Below are 17,028 nucleotides of genomic sequence, written 5' to 3'. Positions count from 1 at the left end.
GGGTGGTGAAATTGAATACTTTAGAGGAAATGCAGACAGCAGCTTTTCAGATTATTTCATTCGCTGGAGAAGCAAGAAGTTGTTATGTAGAAGCTATTCAGATTGCAAGAAATGGAAAAATGGACGAAGCGAAGCAAAAAATAGAAGAAGGTGTTCAATTTTACAATGAAATTCATAAAGTCCATGCTTCTCTTATCCAAAGAGAAGCTGCTGGAGAACAACTGCCATTCTCCCTTATTCTCATGCATGCAGAAGATCAAATGCTCACAACCGAAACATTAAAGATTATGGCAAGTGAGATGATAGAAATGTGTGCCATGATTATAGAGAAAAAATCATAAAAATTAACACGAAGCAGACACATAGATTTTTATAGGATTAGCGAGCAGAAGAAGTCAAGACCTCAAAGGCTAAGTTGAGGAGACCGAAAGTCAGCAGCTTAGAAAGTGAAATGGATTTTAGTCTGCGGGTAATACTCACAAACTAATAAAAAACCAAACGATTGATAAGGAAAATATTAGTAGCATTTTCTATCAGTCGTTTGGGATTATCCTCGATTAGAATACTTAAAACCTCTTAATTTTCAAATGAATTAAGAAATTTTCCCTTCCTTTATTTTCCCTATTACAGGCTTTTCATAGACTAATTTAATGAAGTACCCATATAAAGCTGCTAGAATTTGTTGGAATAGCATGCCAATCACAACGGGAACTGCTACTGCTGGAGGGAAAAAGCTCACAGCGAGAACTGCTCCAGCACTAATATTTCTCATCCCGCCAGAATAGATCATTGCTATTGTTTCTTCTTTGCTTCGTTTGGTAACTACTCCTAATATCCACGCAAAAAAGTATCCGGATAATGCTATTACAAAAACAGTAAGCGCTACTTGGAGAAACTTTTTATCAATATTTCGTAAGTAAGGGGCTACTACAGAACTATTAATACTAACAACTAGTGCTAACCCAATTTTAGAAAAAGCGGATAGTGTGTGATTCCACTTTTTCGCCTTTTCCACTGAAAACTGATTGATCACCATACCGAAAATAGATGGCAGAACAATCATTCCAAGCAACCCCTTCATCATCCCCCAAACCTCAAGCTGTACCGTTTCTCCTACAAAAAGGTTCATACTTAATGGAACAAGGAACGGAGACAGTAAGGTGTCGAGCAAGATAATCGCAAGAGTAAGTGCAATGTTTCCTTTATAGAGGCTAACCCAGATAACACTCGTGATTCCAGTTGGAATAACAACAGCTAATGTTAGCCCTGTAATCGTGTAAGGGTCATTTTGGAAAAATAAGTGACCAATCCAAAATGCCCACAAAGGAGTAAGAATATGTAGAATAGCCAGTGTTAAAAGCAAAGAAAACGGATGGGTGATTGTATATTTCACTGATTTTAAGTTAGATGTCAAGCTCCCTATAAAAGTCATCACTGCAAAAATCCATGGAACTAAGAAAGAGACATGATGAAGGATATCTGATAGCAATACCCCAATTAGGACACTAATCGGGGTTAAAAGGGGCATCCACTTCCCAAGAAAAGCATTGATTTTTTCTAACATGTACAGGACTCCAGTTCTTGTAAAAATATAAGTTCATTTTAACATAGAAATGCTGTGGATAAGTTGTAGTTGCGAAAATTTTCAGAATATTGATTTCGGAATAGTCTCCTGTAAAGCCTTCATTTATTCGAATGAACTTTTTTCTATAATAATTACCCATTCGCCTAATTTTACATATAGTATAGCAAGAGTAAATTTAGAAGCATGGCATATTCATTGACAATAGGGAGTTTTAAAGGCTGTTGATCATTTTTTTTCTCTACACGAGACCATGTGAAGTGAACGATAATTCAGTTGAGTATAACAGGCACGAGAATTGGTCTATAAAAAACACCTTAAAAATATGAATATTTTAGAACGGAGGGCTGTAATTGTATAAATTAGAGGTTAAGGACAGTAGTAAGGTTTTTCGAAAAAATGGCAAGGAGTTTTTCGCATTAAAGGATACAAATTTGCAGATTCCAGAAGGGAAATTTGTCAGTATTATCGGTCCAAGTGGATGTGGAAAATCAACGCTATTCAATATAATTGCAGGATTAATAAAACCATCAACAGGCCATGTCTTGTTAGACGGAAGGGACATTGTTGGAAAGAGTGGGCATGTTGGCTATATGCTTCAAAAAGACTTGCTCCTTCCGTGGAGAAATATTCTTCATAATGTGATTTTAGGATTGGAGGTAAAGGGTGTTCCTAAAAAGGAGGCGATCCAAAGAGCACTGCCTTTACTAGAGAGATATGGATTGGAAGGCTTTGAAAAACATTTTCCGGAAGAACTTTCTGGAGGAATGAGGCAGCGTGCAGCTTTGTTGCGAACATTGCTTTATGATCAAGATGTTATTTTACTGGATGAACCTTTTGGTGCTTTAGATGCACAAACACGCTTATTTATGCAGGAATGGCTTTTACAAATATGGGGAGATTTTAAGAAAACTATTTTGTTTATCACCCATGATATAGATGAAGCTATTTTTTTATCAGATGAGATATATATTTTGACGCCGAGACCAGGCACCATTAAGGAGAAGGTATCGATCCAATTACCAAGACCAAGAAATGAACAAACACTGCTAGACTCTAAATTTATTCAGTTAAAAGAATATGTACTACAAGCACTAAAATCAACAGAAGAAAAAGAATAGGGAGGGAGGAATGGAGATATGGAATCACAGGATAAAACGAAAGTTCTTTATATAGAGGATGATGAGGCCATTGCCAAAAGAAGAAAGAAATTCACCCGCATTGGACAATGGAGCTTTGGACTTATTTTTCTTCTTGCGTGGGAGCTGCTTTCTAAGTGGAAAATAATTGATTCGTATTATTGGAGCAGTCCGTTTACTATTTGGAAAACTGGTTATGTAGCTTGGACGGAAGGAACTTTATGGAGTGATCTATTATACACATCAGGAGCCACTATCTTTGGCTTTGGATTAGGTACCTTTTTTGGCGCTTTATTAGGTCTTTCCTTCTGGTGGTCGTATTATTATTCTCGTATATCTGAACCATATTTAATTGCCTTTAATGCAGTGCCGAAACTGGCTCTTGCTCCTGTCCTTGTTATTTTATTAGGAATAGGCTTTAGCTCCAAGGTAGTTCTTGCTTTTATGATGACCATCATTACAACAGCTCTTGCAGCATATAGCGGCGTAAAGGCAGTTGATAAAGATTTGGAAAAATTGATGTATTCCCTTGGCGCAAAGAGATGGCATGTCTTCACAAAGGTGGTGGTACCGACTACAATGCCATGGATTGTGAGTAGTCTAAAAATAAACATTGCTTTAGCTTTGGCAGGTACGATCGTTGGCGAATTTATTAGCTCTAGACAAGGGATTGGCAGAATGATTCTATATGCAGGACAAATTATGAATATCAATCTTGTTTGGGTGGGCGTAGCTGTGCTGTCTATTCTTTCGATTGTAATGTATTTTGCTACAGTATGGATAGAAAGGCTTCTTTTGCGAGGAAGAAATGTGGAATAGAATATTTTCCCCCTTGAAAAGAACATAAAGAGAAAAAATGTTCCATATATATGAAATAGAATATGTATTTCCATTATCCGCAATATACTTCTGGTTCATCTTCATTTTCTTATCTACTACTAAATTTCCCATTCTATTCATATATGAAAAAGGGGGCTTTACCTTGAAAAAGTGGAGGCTTTTTCTACTTATGTGTTTTAGTTTTGTCTTAATCCTTGCAGGATGTTCATCAAAAGAAGAAAAGGGAACGAAGGATGGGTTGCGGAAGATTGTTATTTCAGAGCCAGTTCATTTGATCGGCTATCTTCCACTGTATGTTGCCATAGAAGAAGGTTATTTTAAAGAAGAGGGATTGGAAGTAGAAGTGATTACGGCAACCGGAGGAGCACATGTTACGTCTGTTGTTAGCGGTGATGCCTGGGGCGTTATGGGCGGACCAGATTCTGTGCAAATGGCCAATTTAGGAAGTTCTGATCCGATTCAGTCAGTAGTAAACGTCGTTAACCGTGCTAATGTTTATTTGATGGGAAACTCAGATGAAACGATTGATAGTACAAACGATGAAGAGCTGGCAAATTACTTAAAAGGGAAAGTTATTGCAGCTGGGCGTTATGGTGGTAGTCCGAATCTTTTAACTAGATGGCTGTTAATGGAGCTAGGATTAGATCCGGAAAAAGATGTAAAGTTAGAAGAACCAGCTGATGCCAGTGCCGTAGTTTCTCTTGTAGAATCCGGAAATGCGGATATTGCTAATGGTGGAGAACCGCAAATCACAGAAGGAATGAAAAAGGGAGCATGGAAAGAGCCATTCTACAGTTTTGCTAGTTTGGGAGACTACCCTTATTCTGTTGTCAGTGTAAAAAAATCTACGATTGAGAAAGAACCGAAAGTTGTGGAGAGCTTTGTAAAAGCAGTTTTAAAAGGACTTAAGAAAGTGGATGAAGACCCAGACCTAGCCATGAAAGTGTTAAAAGCAGAATTTCCAACTACATCGGATGAGATTTTACAAGCATCCTTGGATCGTGCTTATGCTGATGAATTATGGAGCAAGGATGGTTACATCTCAGAGGAAGCTGTTGCAAAACCAATGGATGTTGTCGAGAAAACGGGTGTCTATACGGAAGGCTATAAATACGAAGAATTAATCGATATGCAGTTTGTGGATAAATTGTCCAAGAAACAATGAGAATAATTCTTTGCGTCCTAAATGAAATAAGTTAAAATGAAGGTATAAGCATATATGGACTACTAGGGGTGCCAGTTGGTGGCTGAGAGAAAAACAAATTCGTTTTTTAACCCTAACGACCTGATCTGGATCATACCAGCGTAGGGAAGTAGCGGATTCACTCTATTTCTTTTGACTTTAGCAGTCAGGTCTATTTAGATCTGGCTTTTTTAGTTTGTAAAAAGCTGTCGTGTAATTGCCCTGTAAGCCTTATGGGTCTACGAGTCAATAGAAGGTTTGCTTAGTCTCCATGCTTAAAACTATTTTGAGTGGAGGAAATAATTACGATGAAAAGAATTAAATTATTGGTGATTATGGCCATGTTTACGGCAATTGGGACATATGGCTCAACCTTAGTATGGTTTCCGGCAGGTATTGCCAAGGCATATCCTGTTCAGCATGCTTTAAATGTAATAGCGGGAGCAATACTTGGACCGGTTCCAGCAGTTATCATCGCTTTTGCTACTTCCTTGTTAAGAAACCTATTAGGAACGGGATCCTTATTAGCATTTCCAGGAAGTATGATTGGCGCACTTTTGGCAGGCTATCTATTTCATAAAACAGCTAAGCCAATCTTTGCAGCTTTAGGTGAATTTATTGGAACAGGCGTCATCGCCTCCTTAGTGGCAGTACCATATGCATCGTTTTTCTTAGGGACAAAAACGGGTGCTCTCTTTTATTTGCCATCCTTTGCTGTTAGCAGTTTTGCAGGATCCATCATTGGTGTCATCTTAGTAAGTCGTTTAGTAAAAATAAAATCAATTCAAATGTTAACTCAAAATTAGCAGCATAATAGATGAAGGACCGGTTAGAACATGCTTATGGGATAACCGGTCTTTTTGTGGATAAATATACTAATTTTGTGGATGGTATGTGGATAACGCAGGTGATTTTTATTGTATTTGTGGAAAACCAAGTAGGAATCAGGTGATATTTAGTAGGAGAAAAGATGTTCTGTGGATTTATTGTGGAAAACTAGGCGAGGGAGAAGGCTAGGAAAGAGAAGTTAGAATGAAGAGAATAGAGGAAAAACAGTTGGAACAAAAAAGGATATTTGTTATTACAAATATCCTTTTGATTGCCTTCTTCAATAATTCCGCTCAATAACAAAGTGTGCTCTGTCTCCTCGGAAAATAGTTTTGGAGTATTCAATGGCAGTTTCATCTTCTGCATAAGCAAAGGTTTCAAGTAGAAAGCAAGGGGATCCTGCAGGAATTTCCAATTTCTTAGAAATAGTGTCATCTGCTAAAACTATTTCTAAGTGCTCTATTGTTTTGCGGATTTTAATATTATACTTCGTTTCCAACATCTTGTATAAAGATTTTTCGCAAGCAGCGCTATCTAATCCTGGTGCCTTGTGCCAAGGCAGATAAGAGATTTCATATTGTAGTGGAGCATCATTTACATAACGCATGCGTTCTAAGCAGTTAACGGGATCCCCTATATTTTGGTTGAATTGCTTAGCTAGAAAATCGGTCGCTTCAATAACCTTCAGCTGAAGCACCTTGATAGAAGGGGCTTTCCCTTGCAAAGTAATTTGTTCAGAGAATTGCTCTACTGTACTAGTTAAAGATTGTTTGATTTTATTTTCGGCTACAAAGGTACCTTTTCCTTGTACTCGATAAACATAGCCCTCAACTGTTAGTTGTTGAAGGGCTGTGCGAATCGTTGTTCTGCTGACACCGAATGTGTTACAAAATTCAGCTTCGGTTGGTAATTTAGTATTTGGTTGATATTCGCCGCTTTTAATCATGTCGATAATGGACTCTTTTACAATCGAGTGTAGCGCAGCATCTTTGTTCATTTCTTCCACAATCGTTTCCCTCCATATTGTCCCTAAATATAGAATATCTTTTCTATTCCTAATAAGCAAATAAATAACAAATTTGTAGTAACAAATAAATTTGTTATTGAAATATGTCATATTTGTTATTACAATATGAATATAAGATATTACTACTTTCCGAAGAAGGGTGGCTGATAAAAAGACGTACGAAAGGAAACATTTTTTAGAATGAAATATCGGAATAATCTATCAATTAAAAGGGGATGGAATAGTGAATATTTTACTATGTTGTTCAGCCGGAATGTCTACAAGTTTATTAGTTTCAAAGATGGAGCAAAGTGCCAGAAACCAAGGGATAGACTGCAAGATTTGGGCAATAGCAGCCTCAGAAGTGAACAACGAGATAGAGAAAGCTGATGTTATTTTGTTAGGTCCTCAAGTACGATTTCTATTACCACAAGTAAAAAAGGCCGGCGACCAAAGAGGAATTCCAGTTGCAACAATTAATCCACAGGACTATGGATTATGTAATGGTGAAAAAGTGTTAGAACATGCCACAGCTTTAATAAAGGGGGAATAAAGAGATGATGGGATTTATTGAAAAATATATTATGCCTTTTGCATTAAAGCTTGGTAATCAAAGACATTTGCTTGCTATCAGGGATACGTTAATTGGAATGATTGCTATTACCATTGTAGGTTCATTTGCTGTACTTTTTAATAATCTAGGTCAAATTATTCCCCCTTATGGAAAAATGATGGAAGCAATATTCGGAGCTAACTGGTCGACTTTGGGTGGGGACATATGGTTTGGAACATTTGCTTTTCTTTCTGTATTTGCAGTCTTTGGGATTTCCTATAAATTAGCTAGATCCTATGGGGATGAAGGGTTTGAAGCAATGCTTATTTCTGCTGCATGTTTCTTTTTACTTTTGCCCCAAACAGCAAGTGTCACGTTACCAATAGATGAAGCTGCTACTGAAACAGTTGCAGGTGGAGTCTGGGGGCTAGTATCTGTCAATTACTTCAATGCCACTGCCCTTTTTACTGCTATTATCGTAGCGATAATCGCCACAGAAATTTTCTTGCGTTTATCGAAAATCAAGGCTTTAATCATCAAAATGCCAGATGGAGTACCGCCAGCTGTTTCTAAATCCTTTGCAAAATTAGTACCAGGTATGGGAACTATTTTTCTAGTTGGCGTGTTTGGCGTTATCTTCAGAATGATAACAGATGGAAAAGTTCTAAATGATTGGTTAAATACGGTTATTGTCTCTCCATTAACAAATGCAGTTGATTCTCTTCCATTTGCAGTATTAATTGTTTTATTAGTGCATTTATTCTGGATGGTTGGACTTCATGGTCCAAACATATTAGGTGGGATTACGACACCATTATTTGAAAAAACAGGAGCAGAAAACATTGATTTAGCGCAATCAGGAATTCAAGCATTAGGAGAATATCATATATTAGCTGGATCCTTCCTAGATGCATTTGTTTACTTGGGCGGATCAGGTGCTACTTTAGGATTAATTATTGCGATGATAATTGCAGGGAGAAAACGGTATAAACAAATAATTGGTCTTGGTGGGGCGCCTGGGGTATTCCAAATTAATGAACCAATCCTTTTTGGTTTGCCAATCGTCTTAAACCCTATTTGGTTTATTCCATTTGTAATTGGGCCAGTTATTACAACTGTCATTTCTTATCTTGCTGTGCAGTATGGCATCGTTCCACCGGTAACGGCTAAGATTCCATGGGTTACACCACCGATAATTGGCGGGTACTTAGCGACGGGGGGAAGCTTTTGGGGAGCTGGTTTGGCAGCATTAAATTTAGTGATATCAACAGTTGTTTATTTACCATTTGTTTATGCACAAGTAAAAATTGATTCCAAAAATAAAACAGAGCTTACGAAAGATTCGGATTCAGTTAGTCTCTAAAGGAAGAAGGGTGCAAACATGAATAAGGAAGAATTATACCAACTCTCCTTTCAGCTGATATTACATAGTGGAAATGCGAGAAGCTTTGCGATGGAAGCAATTCAAGACGCGAAAAAAAAGGATTTTGCTGAAGCCAAAAAGAAGATAACAGAGTCGGAAGCAGAACTATCGGAGGCTCATAAAATCCAGACCAAATTACTCCATCTTGAAGCCGGCGGAGATCAATTTATGATTCCGATTATTCTTATTCATGCACAGGATCACTTAATGAATGCAATGACATTGAAGGATCTTGCGGTTGAAATAATTGATTTACGGCAGGAGTGTATGCAACAGACAACGAGAAAGGGGTCGGTAGAATGAGTCGCGGTTTAAAAATTGTAACTATTGGAGGTGGCTCAAGCTATACACCGGAACTAATAGAAGGCTTTATTAAATATCATAACGAGTTACCAGTTAAAGAAATTTGGCTGGTAGATATTGAGGAAGGAAAGGAAAAGTTAGAAATTGTTGGGGAGCTTGCGCGTAGAATGGTAAAGAAAGCGGGAGTTTCTATTGATATTTTCCTTACGCTGGATCGAAAAAAGGCTCTGGAGGGAGCGGATTTTGTTACAACACAATTACGAGTCGGTCAGCTCGCTGCAAGAGCACTTGATGAAAAAATCCCTTTGAAGTATGGAGTCATCGGACAGGAAACAAATGGACCTGGGGGGGTATTTAAAGCTTTTCGAACTATTCCGGTTATTTTGGAAATAGCGAAAGAAATGGAGGAGCTTTGTCCGAATGCCTGGCTCATAAATTTTACAAATCCAGCTGGAATGGTAACAGAAGCAGTTCTTCGCCACAGTCGTATCACAAAAGTTGCTGGCTTGTGTAATGTGCCAATCGGGATGGAACGGGGGGTTGCTGATTTACTAGCAGTTGATCCTGCCAGAGTGAGAATTGATTTTGCAGGGTTAAATCATATGGTTTACGGGCTAGACGTTTATATAGATGGTAAAAGTGTAAAGGAACAGGTCATTAAGTTAATCACAGATCCGAAAAAGGCTATTACGATGCAAAATATTCACGCGATGGGCTGGGAACCTTCGTTTTTAAGAGGATTGAATTTATTTCCTTGCCCTTATCACAACTATTATTATAAAACAGGAGATGTGCTCGCTCAGGAATTAAAGGAAGCAGAAAAGGGGGAAACGCGAGCAGAGGTTGTACAGAAGTTAGAAGAGGGTTTGTTTGAATTATATAAAGATCCAGAATTAGCGATTAAGCCTCCTCAGTTAGAAAAGCGCGGAGGAGCTTACTATAGTGACGCTGCTGTACGTTTAATTTGCTCCATTTATACAGATAAATGTGATATTCAAGCGGTGAATACTGCTAATCATGGTGCCATTACAGGAATTCCATATGAATCAGCGGTAGAAGTAAGCTGTATAATTACAAAGGATGGTCCCAAGCCAATAACAGTGGGAGAACTTCCAGTAGCAGTTCAAGGATTAGTAACCCAAATCAAGTCCTTTGAAAGGGTAGCGATAGAAGCAGCTATTTCCGGTGACTATGATAAGGCATTGCTTGCTATGACCATTAATCCCCTTGTCCCAAGCGATCGAATTGCTAAACTGATCCTAGATGAGATGCTTGAAGCACATAAGGAATATTTACCACAGTTTTTCACGGAAAAGGAAAGTATTCGTATGTAAAAAGCGGATTTATGCTGAATGTGACTAGCTTTAAAAGGAGACGAATCCATGACAAAAATAATCATTAATGCAGATGATTTTGGTTTTAGCCGAGGAGTTAATTATGGAATTGTTGATTCCCATCTTAAGGGAATTGTTACTTCCGCAACCATGATGATGAATGCAACAGCAACAAAGCATGCCATCACTTTAGCAAAGGAGACACCTTCTTTAAAAGTTGGTGTCCATCTTGTATTAACATGGGGAAGGCCACTTTTACATGATGTTCCAACACTTGTAGATGAGTCTGGTAATTTTAAAAAGCAGCCTTTTGTATATGGCGATCCAGAATCTATAAGCTTAGATGATTTAGAAAGAGAATGGACCGCACAAATTGAAAAGTGCTTAAATGCCGGCCTTGCCCCTTCCCATTTAGATAGTCATCATCATATGCATGGAATAAAAGAATTTTATCCGGTAATTAAAAAGCTTTCGGAAAAATATAAATTACCTGTAAGAAATGGAGGCACTCATTTTACGGATATTCCAACATTAACAGATGTTTTTCTTGATGATTTCTATGGTGAGGGAATTACAGAGAATTATTTTGAAAAATTAGGAGAGCGTGTGAAACCTGGAACAAGCATTGAAGTAATGACCCATCCTGCTTATATAGATGAGACATTAATGCAGGAATCATCCTATAATATGCAAAGGATAAAAGAAACAAGGATATTAATGGAAGCAAGCCTAAAAAACGGCTGATTTAATCCTGCGTGACAGACCTTTCAAAGGAGTAAATTCTTTTGAAAGGTTTTTTGTTGAGGAAAAGGTAAAAGGGAACCAACCCATCTTAGGTTTTACTGGCGAGAACAAGCAAACGAGAAGTGATACCGTTTTGGCCGAAAGAATATAATCTTCTAAAGATTCTTATTGTTGAAAGCGTTATAAACGAGATAAAATAAAGATATAACAAGATTGAACGATTTTAGTAAGCGTTTTGGAGAGGAGTAGATGGATGACAGCTGAGCCGCGAAACCCGTTTAGAAGGGATATGTATGATTCCCTTGAAAGTTTTGTAGATCATGTTAGTGAATTATTAGGATGTCCGATTACGTTGGAGGATCCTCATCATCGTGTGCTAGTATACAGCAGTCATGACGAAGAAACGGATATGGTCAGAATCTCTACCATAATTAGCCGCAGGGTTCCGGAGAGGGTAATCAATCGTTTATGGAAGGATGGGGTGATTCCGCAGCTTCTTCAAAGTAAAAAGCCAATTCGAATTAAAGAGAAAAAGGAAATCGGCCTTGGAAATCGGGTGGCAGTTTCCATTTGGAGAGGGGAGGAGGTAATCGGATATATTTGGGCCATTGAAATGGGTACCTCTCTAACAGAAGAAAAGATGGGGTTTTTAGAGAACGCGGCATCAGTAGCGCGTCATTTATTGTCACGCTTTGCTACAAGCAAAACTCCTACTTTACAGGACAATCAAGAATTTTTTTGGAGAATGTTAACTGGGTATGTGAAAGAGACAGATATAGACGAAAAATTAAAGGAAATGGGAATGTCTGCAGCAGCTTGCTTTACGGTGATGATTTTTCCGTTTTCTAAAATGATTACAAAGGAAATAGAAAAGCATATCCTCTATCTATTGAAGGTATCCCAAGATGTAAAAATTTCTTTCTCCACTATTGAAGATAACGAATTAATTATTTTGGCAACTCCCCTTGAGGATAACGGGGACTCTATTGCTTGTTATAAAAAATTCATTAAAAGTTTTCAACAAAACCTAGAAGAAAGATTTTCTATTAAAGAAGTAAGGGGTTCCTTTGGAGGGATTTACAAACAGCATCGAGATATACCAAAGAGTTTCAGAGAAGCGAGGACTGTTTTAGAGGTACGTGAGAAATTCCCTCAGGAAGCAGGGGCATTCGTTCACTACCAAGAGTTAGGTATCTATCAGTTTTTAGATATCCTTTTAGAAAAACGAAGACAAGATGGATCGGAAAATGTTGCCATTCGAAATCTAAAAAAATATGATTCAACCCATCATACAGAATTATTAGCAACACTAGAGGCTTACTTAGATGAAAGTGAAAATATTCAAAAGACAGCTGCGCGTTTGCACATCCATCCTAATACGCTTACTTATCGTTTAAAGCGGATGGTAGAAATCATGGAAGTGGATTTGTCGGTTCCTAGTCAAAAATTTATGATCTACTTAGATTTAAAATTAATGCATTGGCAGAAAGAATAGAAATAGGATTAGAAACCTTTCCTCTTTTCCCTTTGTGTTTTTTCACAAATGAGCGATTTTTGTTTCATTAATTTTAACAAAGATAATTTTCTGAATTCGTCCTATTATAATATTAACACAACTAACAATTAATGTTAGTTTTTATCACAAGGGGGAATTCTCATGATTATTGGTATCCCAAAGGAAATTAAAAACAATGAAAATAGGGTCGCAATTACTCCTTCCGGTGTGTCTTATTTAAAGAATGGCGGTCACGAAATTTTAGTAGAACAAAATGCAGGAATCGGCAGTGGCTTTACAGATGAAGAATATGCGGCGGCGGGTGCGCAGATAATCGACTCAGCTGCTCGTGTATGGAATACAGCAGAAATGATTATAAAAGTAAAAGAACCGCTCGCTTCAGAATACCAATATTTCCGTAAAGGACTTATTTTATTTACGTACTTACATTTAGCGGCAGAACAGGAACTAGCAAAGGCGTTAACAGAGAATGGTGTGACTGGAATCGCTTATGAAACAATTGAAGTAAATGGTAAATTACCATTATTGACACCAATGAGTGAGGTTGCAGGAAGAATGGCTGTTCAAATTGGTGCTCAGTTCTTAGAAAAGCCTCATGGAGGAAAGGGAATCTTATTAGCAGGTGTCCCTGGTGTCAAAAAAGGGAATGTAACCATCATTGGCGGTGGAGTTGTGGGAATGAATGCAGCGAAAATTGCCATTGGCTTAGGGGCGAATGTAACGCTGTTAGACTTAAATCCAGAAAGATTAAGAGAGTTAGATAATCAATTTGGTGCAAGCCTAAGTACTGTTATTTCTAACCCAGTAAACATTGAAGAAGCTGTGGTGAATGCAGATTTGGTGATTGGTGCTGTATTAATTCCAGGTGCAAAGGCACCGAAGCTAGTAACAGAAGCGATGGTGAAGAAGATGGCTCCAGGTTCTGTTATTGTGGATGTGGCAATTGATCAAGGCGGGATTTTTGAAACAGTAGATCATATCACTACCCATGATAATCCTACCTATGTGAAGCATGGAGTTGTGCATTATGCTGTAGCAAATATGCCTGGTGCTGTTCCGAGAACATCTACGATTGCCTTAACAAATGTAACAATGCCATATGCACTTCAAATTGCTAATCTAGGCGCAGTAGCGGCAATTGAAACGAATTACGCTATTAAACAAGGTGTAAATACTTTTGCTGGAAAAATCACCTCTGCTCCAGTAGCGAAAGATCTTGGTTATGAGTATAAATCAGTTCAAGAACTTATTAACAATTTATCTACAACCACTGTTTAAACATACAAGTTCTATAGGAATATCCATAGCCGTTCCCTCTGAATAAATCAAAGGCGAGCGGTTTTTTATTTATTTTTCCTAAGAGTTATAGCGGATTTGGTCTGCTCCCACTAGAAAAAATATGTAATCAGCCAGCGTGTTGTCAGTATGGAGAAAAAAATTTCCAAAAAAGTTTATTTAATTGAAACTTTTCCTAAAAAAAACCGTATTAGTATACGGAAAGTGAAGGAATACATCTTGTGGGTAGACGGAACTACTTAAGAGCAATTATATAGAAGGGAGAAAAAAATGAGCTTAAATGCATTAGAGGTCACAAATCTCACTAAGAGAATTAAAGGCAGAAACATTGTTGATAATGTTAGTTTTTCTGTGGAAAAAGGGGAGATATTCGGATTATTAGGTCCTAACGGAGCGGGGAAAACAACGATTATCCGCATGATTGTTAACCTAATAAATAGAACGAATGGAAAAGTAATCATCGATAGCTATAATGTGGATGATAATTTTTCAGAAGCGATGAGCAGCTTAGGTGCGATTGTAGAAAATCCTGAGTTCTATAAATATATGAGTGGATATAAGAATTTAAAGCATTATGCAAGAATGGCTAAGGAGCCAATTTCAGAAGAACGCTTTAATGAAGTTATTAAACTAGTAGGATTAGAAAATGCCATTCATCAAAAAGTGAAGACCTATTCGCTTGGTATGAGGCAGCGTCTTGGAGTTGCTCAGGCGTTATTACATAAACCAGCACTTCTTATTCTAGATGAACCTACAAATGGTTTAGACCCCCAAGGGATTCGCGAATTTCGTGATTATTTGCATTTATTAGCGAGTGAAGGGATTTCTGTTTTAGTATCCTCTCACCTTTTATCGGAAATGCAATTAATGTGTCATCGATTTGCGATTATTGAAAAGGGAAAATTAATTCATATTTCTAATATGGACGAAACAGTTTCGGATGAAGAAGTAAGTGTAAGGGAAGTAACGTTTGAATTAGACTCGCCCGAAAAAGCAGTTGAACTCCTTCGTAATAGTGAATATGAAGTCGCGGAAAGTTCCGTGAAAGGCAGAGAGTTGATGGCGAAGCTGCCTAAAGAAACGATTCCTCTTGTTAATAAATTGTTTGTCGAGAACAATGTTGCTGTATACGGCATTTATGTTGTAAAAGCTACATTAGAGGATCGCTTCTTAGAAATAACCAATCAGAAGAGAGAGGAGGAAACAAAATGATTGGATTAGTACAAAATGAACTTATAAAGATTTGGGAAAAGAAAAACAGCTGGATATTTCCCATCATTCTCTTATTTGCCCTTATTGGCGGAAGTTTCTTGGAAACGAAGATAACTCCCCAATATAAAGGAGATGACTGGCGTGCAAAAGTACAAGCAGAAATAAATGAACTGGAACAGAAACTGCCTACAGCTGAAACAGAAGATACTTTAATGAAAAGTGGAAAAGATTTTGATTGGGATGATACGAAAGAATCGATTGAAACGAAAATCCAAGATTATCAAAATAATTTAAAGCAGGACGTCAGTCCGTATTCAAATACTTGGTCCAATATGAATGGAATAGTTATTGGAATGAAATCTCTAGTAACTTTATTTGTGGTAATTATATGTGCGGGTAGCGTTTCCTCGGAATTCTCAGATGGAACCATTAAGCAATTGTTGATTCGACCATATAAGCGTTGGGCAATCCTACTATCTAAATATATTGCTTTATTGATATATACTGCCATATTAATTGCGTTCTTAATGGGTGTTGGCTATTTAGTAAGTATTGTATTTTTCGGAGTTGGAAATTTTGAAGATAAAGTGCTTGTTTTTGGGACAGTTGACCAAATTGTAGCAAGTGGTGGACCGTTCTTTTTGAAAAGCATCCTATATTATTTACCGGGATTATTGTTTGTATTAACTTTATCCTTTATGCTATCGACATTATTCAAAAATCAAGCAATCGCAGTGGGAGTTGGGGTATTTATATTGTTTGTTTCCTCAACAATTGGTCAACTTATTCAATCGTTAGCTGAAAAGTATGCCTGGCTAAAACTGTTAGTGTTCCCACACTTAGACCAAACGGTTTTCTTGTTTAAAGATAAAATAATCGAAACAATAACCATGCCGATGTCTCTAGGTATCTTATTTATCTACTATGCGATAATCATGATCATCACTTTTTGGTTTTTCAAAAAGAAAGATGTTAGTATTTAATGATCACAACCATCTGTTAGTTCCCCATTTTATTGGGGACTTAACGGATGGTTTTTTTGTTAGATTATTAAAAGAAATAGACAATCACTTGCGATTGTAGGTAAATTCTTATAAAATGATGTTAAGTTTATTAACAATAAAGTAACATGATTTGTTTCTTTGAAAGTTAATGAATGATAGAGTCACTGTTTATAAACAAAAAAGGAATCCATCAATCGTTTTTGATTGGGAATTCCTCTATATAACAACATGAATTGTAAAGGTTATACAGTTTGTTTAGCTATTCTGAACAATTCGAAGAAGTTCATGGGCGTGTTCACCCGCAACTTCTGCTAAGTGTTCCCAAATTTCGTCTCTCAAAAGATCAAGTTCCACAATCTTTTTAGCTAAATCGACTGCTTCTTTGGTTATCATCTAAGAAGGCTCCTCTCCATTTACAAAAAATAATACCTATTACCTATTCCTTGGCTGGAAAATAAGAAATAGTTTATACATTTAGCATTTTAACGAAAAGTAAAGAAAAAATCATTAAAAATGTAAGGAAATCTTACCTATTTTTTAATTTTATGTTAGGAAATATAACAAAAGGTGTTCTGTTTTATCTGAAAAGTATTATAATTAGGATAAATGAGAATACTACTTTACTTCATGAGGTGAGATGTAATGGATCATGAACCGTCCTATAAGAAAAGAAAGGTCATTACTATTGGTGTTGTAAGTGAACTAACTGGATTAACGGAAAGACAAATTCGATATTATGAACAGCGAAAATTAATTTTTCCGGAGAGACCAGAAAGAGGAAATAGAAAATATTCATTCTCTGATGTAGAAAGACTGATTGAGATTGCTAATAAACGAGAAGAAGGAGTTCGGACACATGAAATTAGACAAGAGATTATGAAAAAAAACAAGGAAGAAGAAGAGCGGAAAGTCAAAAAGCAAATGCTCCGTGGTCAAATCAATGCGAGATTTGGCATTCAGAACGATTAATAAAAAACACTATATGTTATTTTTTTAGTCCATTTGATGTCATAATGGACTTTTTATTTTGGAAAAAATTTTTTTCACTCTTCTGTTTTGTTAATA

The 17,028-nt window shown here is 37.0% G+C and carries 18 protein-coding genes and 1 riboswitch; of the genes, 15 read left to right on the top strand and 3 right to left on the bottom strand.

Annotated features, from left to right (window positions below; genetic code table 11):
* Positions 1-5 precede the first annotated feature (5 nt).
* Positions 6-341, top strand: a complete 336-nt coding sequence (locus NX902_RS23345; RefSeq protein ID WP_249879551.1) for a PTS lactose/cellobiose transporter subunit IIA — start codon at positions 6-8, stop codon at positions 339-341.
* Positions 342-592: 251 nt separating this feature from the next.
* Here the strand turns inward: NX902_RS23345 and NX902_RS23340 are convergent, their stop codons facing one another.
* Entirely contained in the window at positions 593-1,564 is a 972-nt protein-coding gene (locus tag NX902_RS23340; RefSeq protein ID WP_123260261.1) for a bile acid:sodium symporter family protein, read from the bottom strand.
* A 371-nt stretch (positions 1,565-1,935) separates the two neighbouring features.
* Here NX902_RS23340 and NX902_RS23335 point away from each other — a divergent pair, with 371 nt between their 5' ends.
* The 4 genes from NX902_RS23335 to thiW all read left to right on the top strand — a co-directional run bounded on the left by NX902_RS23335 (position 1,936) and on the right by thiW (position 5,550).
* Positions 1,936-2,703, top strand: coding sequence for an ABC transporter ATP-binding protein (locus NX902_RS23335; RefSeq protein ID WP_095329485.1), 768 nt, complete (start codon positions 1,936-1,938; stop codon positions 2,701-2,703).
* Between the two features lie 18 nt (positions 2,704-2,721).
* Complete coding sequence (locus NX902_RS23330; RefSeq protein WP_095329486.1) at positions 2,722-3,540, top strand: ABC transporter permease; 819 nt, start codon at positions 2,722-2,724, stop codon at positions 3,538-3,540.
* Between the two features lie 190 nt (positions 3,541-3,730).
* A complete protein-coding gene (locus NX902_RS23325) occupies positions 3,731-4,726 on the top strand; it encodes an ABC transporter substrate-binding protein (protein ID WP_235973207.1) in 996 nt (331 codons plus the stop codon).
* Positions 4,727-4,780: 54 nt separating this feature from the next.
* Positions 4,781-4,890: riboswitch (TPP riboswitch) on the top strand.
* Between the two features lie 162 nt (positions 4,891-5,052).
* Positions 5,053-5,550, top strand: a complete 498-nt coding sequence (gene thiW, locus NX902_RS23320) for an energy coupling factor transporter S component ThiW (protein WP_047940833.1) — start codon at positions 5,053-5,055, stop codon at positions 5,548-5,550.
* A gap of 302 nt (positions 5,551-5,852) precedes the next feature.
* On the opposite strand, the gene NX902_RS23315 is transcribed toward thiW, so the two are convergent.
* Entirely contained in the window at positions 5,853-6,569 is a 717-nt protein-coding gene (locus NX902_RS23315; RefSeq protein ID WP_163185174.1) for a UTRA domain-containing protein, read from the bottom strand.
* A 253-nt stretch (positions 6,570-6,822) separates the two neighbouring features.
* Between NX902_RS23315 and NX902_RS23310 the strand changes: the two genes are divergently transcribed.
* From NX902_RS23310 to NX902_RS23270, 9 genes are all read left to right on the top strand, one after another.
* Entirely contained in the window at positions 6,823-7,131 is a 309-nt protein-coding gene (locus tag NX902_RS23310; RefSeq protein ID WP_047940831.1) for a PTS sugar transporter subunit IIB, read from the top strand.
* Positions 7,132-7,135: 4 nt separating this feature from the next.
* On the top strand, positions 7,136-8,494 hold the full coding sequence (locus tag NX902_RS23305) for a PTS sugar transporter subunit IIC (RefSeq protein ID WP_172859480.1): 1,359 nt from the start codon (positions 7,136-7,138) through the stop codon (positions 8,492-8,494).
* An 18-nt stretch (positions 8,495-8,512) separates the two neighbouring features.
* Complete coding sequence (locus tag NX902_RS23300; RefSeq protein ID WP_047940829.1) at positions 8,513-8,857, top strand: PTS lactose/cellobiose transporter subunit IIA; 345 nt, start codon at positions 8,513-8,515, stop codon at positions 8,855-8,857.
* Positions 8,854-10,191: a 6-phospho-beta-glucosidase gene (locus tag NX902_RS23295; RefSeq protein WP_163185128.1), complete on the top strand. Its 1,338-nt coding sequence runs from the start codon at positions 8,854-8,856 to the stop codon at positions 10,189-10,191. The genes NX902_RS23300 and NX902_RS23295 overlap by 4 nt, the downstream gene beginning before the upstream one ends.
* A 48-nt stretch (positions 10,192-10,239) precedes the next feature.
* Positions 10,240-10,935 carry a chitin disaccharide deacetylase gene (chbG, locus tag NX902_RS23290; RefSeq protein WP_095329490.1) on the top strand — a complete coding sequence of 232 codons (696 nt, stop codon included), beginning with the start codon at positions 10,240-10,242 and terminating at the stop codon, positions 10,933-10,935.
* 253 nt (positions 10,936-11,188) lie between these two features.
* Positions 11,189-12,430, top strand: coding sequence for a PucR family transcriptional regulator (locus tag NX902_RS23285; protein ID WP_095329491.1), 1,242 nt, complete (start codon positions 11,189-11,191; stop codon positions 12,428-12,430).
* A gap of 162 nt (positions 12,431-12,592) precedes the next feature.
* Positions 12,593-13,729, top strand: coding sequence for an alanine dehydrogenase (gene ald / locus NX902_RS23280; RefSeq protein ID WP_095329492.1), 1,137 nt, complete (start codon positions 12,593-12,595; stop codon positions 13,727-13,729).
* Between the two features lie 288 nt (positions 13,730-14,017).
* The gene (locus tag NX902_RS23275) at positions 14,018-14,959 is read left to right on the top strand and encodes an ABC transporter ATP-binding protein (protein ID WP_095329493.1); all 942 of its coding nucleotides are present in this window, start codon (positions 14,018-14,020) and stop codon (positions 14,957-14,959) included.
* Entirely contained in the window at positions 14,956-15,942 is a 987-nt protein-coding gene (locus tag NX902_RS23270) for an ABC transporter permease (protein ID WP_095329494.1), read from the top strand. Before NX902_RS23275 ends, NX902_RS23270 begins: the two co-directional genes overlap by 4 nt.
* A gap of 276 nt (positions 15,943-16,218) precedes the next feature.
* Here NX902_RS23270 and NX902_RS23265 read toward each other — a convergent pair whose 3' ends face one another.
* On the bottom strand, positions 16,219-16,356 hold the full coding sequence (locus NX902_RS23265) for a hypothetical protein (protein WP_162837571.1): 138 nt from the start codon (positions 16,354-16,356) through the stop codon (positions 16,219-16,221).
* Positions 16,357-16,605: 249 nt separating this feature from the next.
* On the opposite strand from NX902_RS23265, the gene NX902_RS23260 reads away from it, so the two are divergent.
* Positions 16,606-16,932 carry a MerR family transcriptional regulator gene (locus tag NX902_RS23260; RefSeq protein WP_047940823.1) on the top strand — a complete coding sequence of 109 codons (327 nt, stop codon included), beginning with the start codon at positions 16,606-16,608 and terminating at the stop codon, positions 16,930-16,932.
* Positions 16,933-17,028 lie beyond the last annotated feature (96 nt).

The sequence above is a fragment of the Niallia sp. FSL W8-0954 genome, assembly GCF_038005605.1.
Taxonomy (GTDB): domain Bacteria; phylum Bacillota; class Bacilli; order Bacillales; family Cytobacillaceae; genus Niallia; species Niallia circulans_A.
The sequence above is the reverse complement of the archived record's forward strand: the minus strand, read 5'-3'. Positions and strand labels throughout refer to the sequence as shown.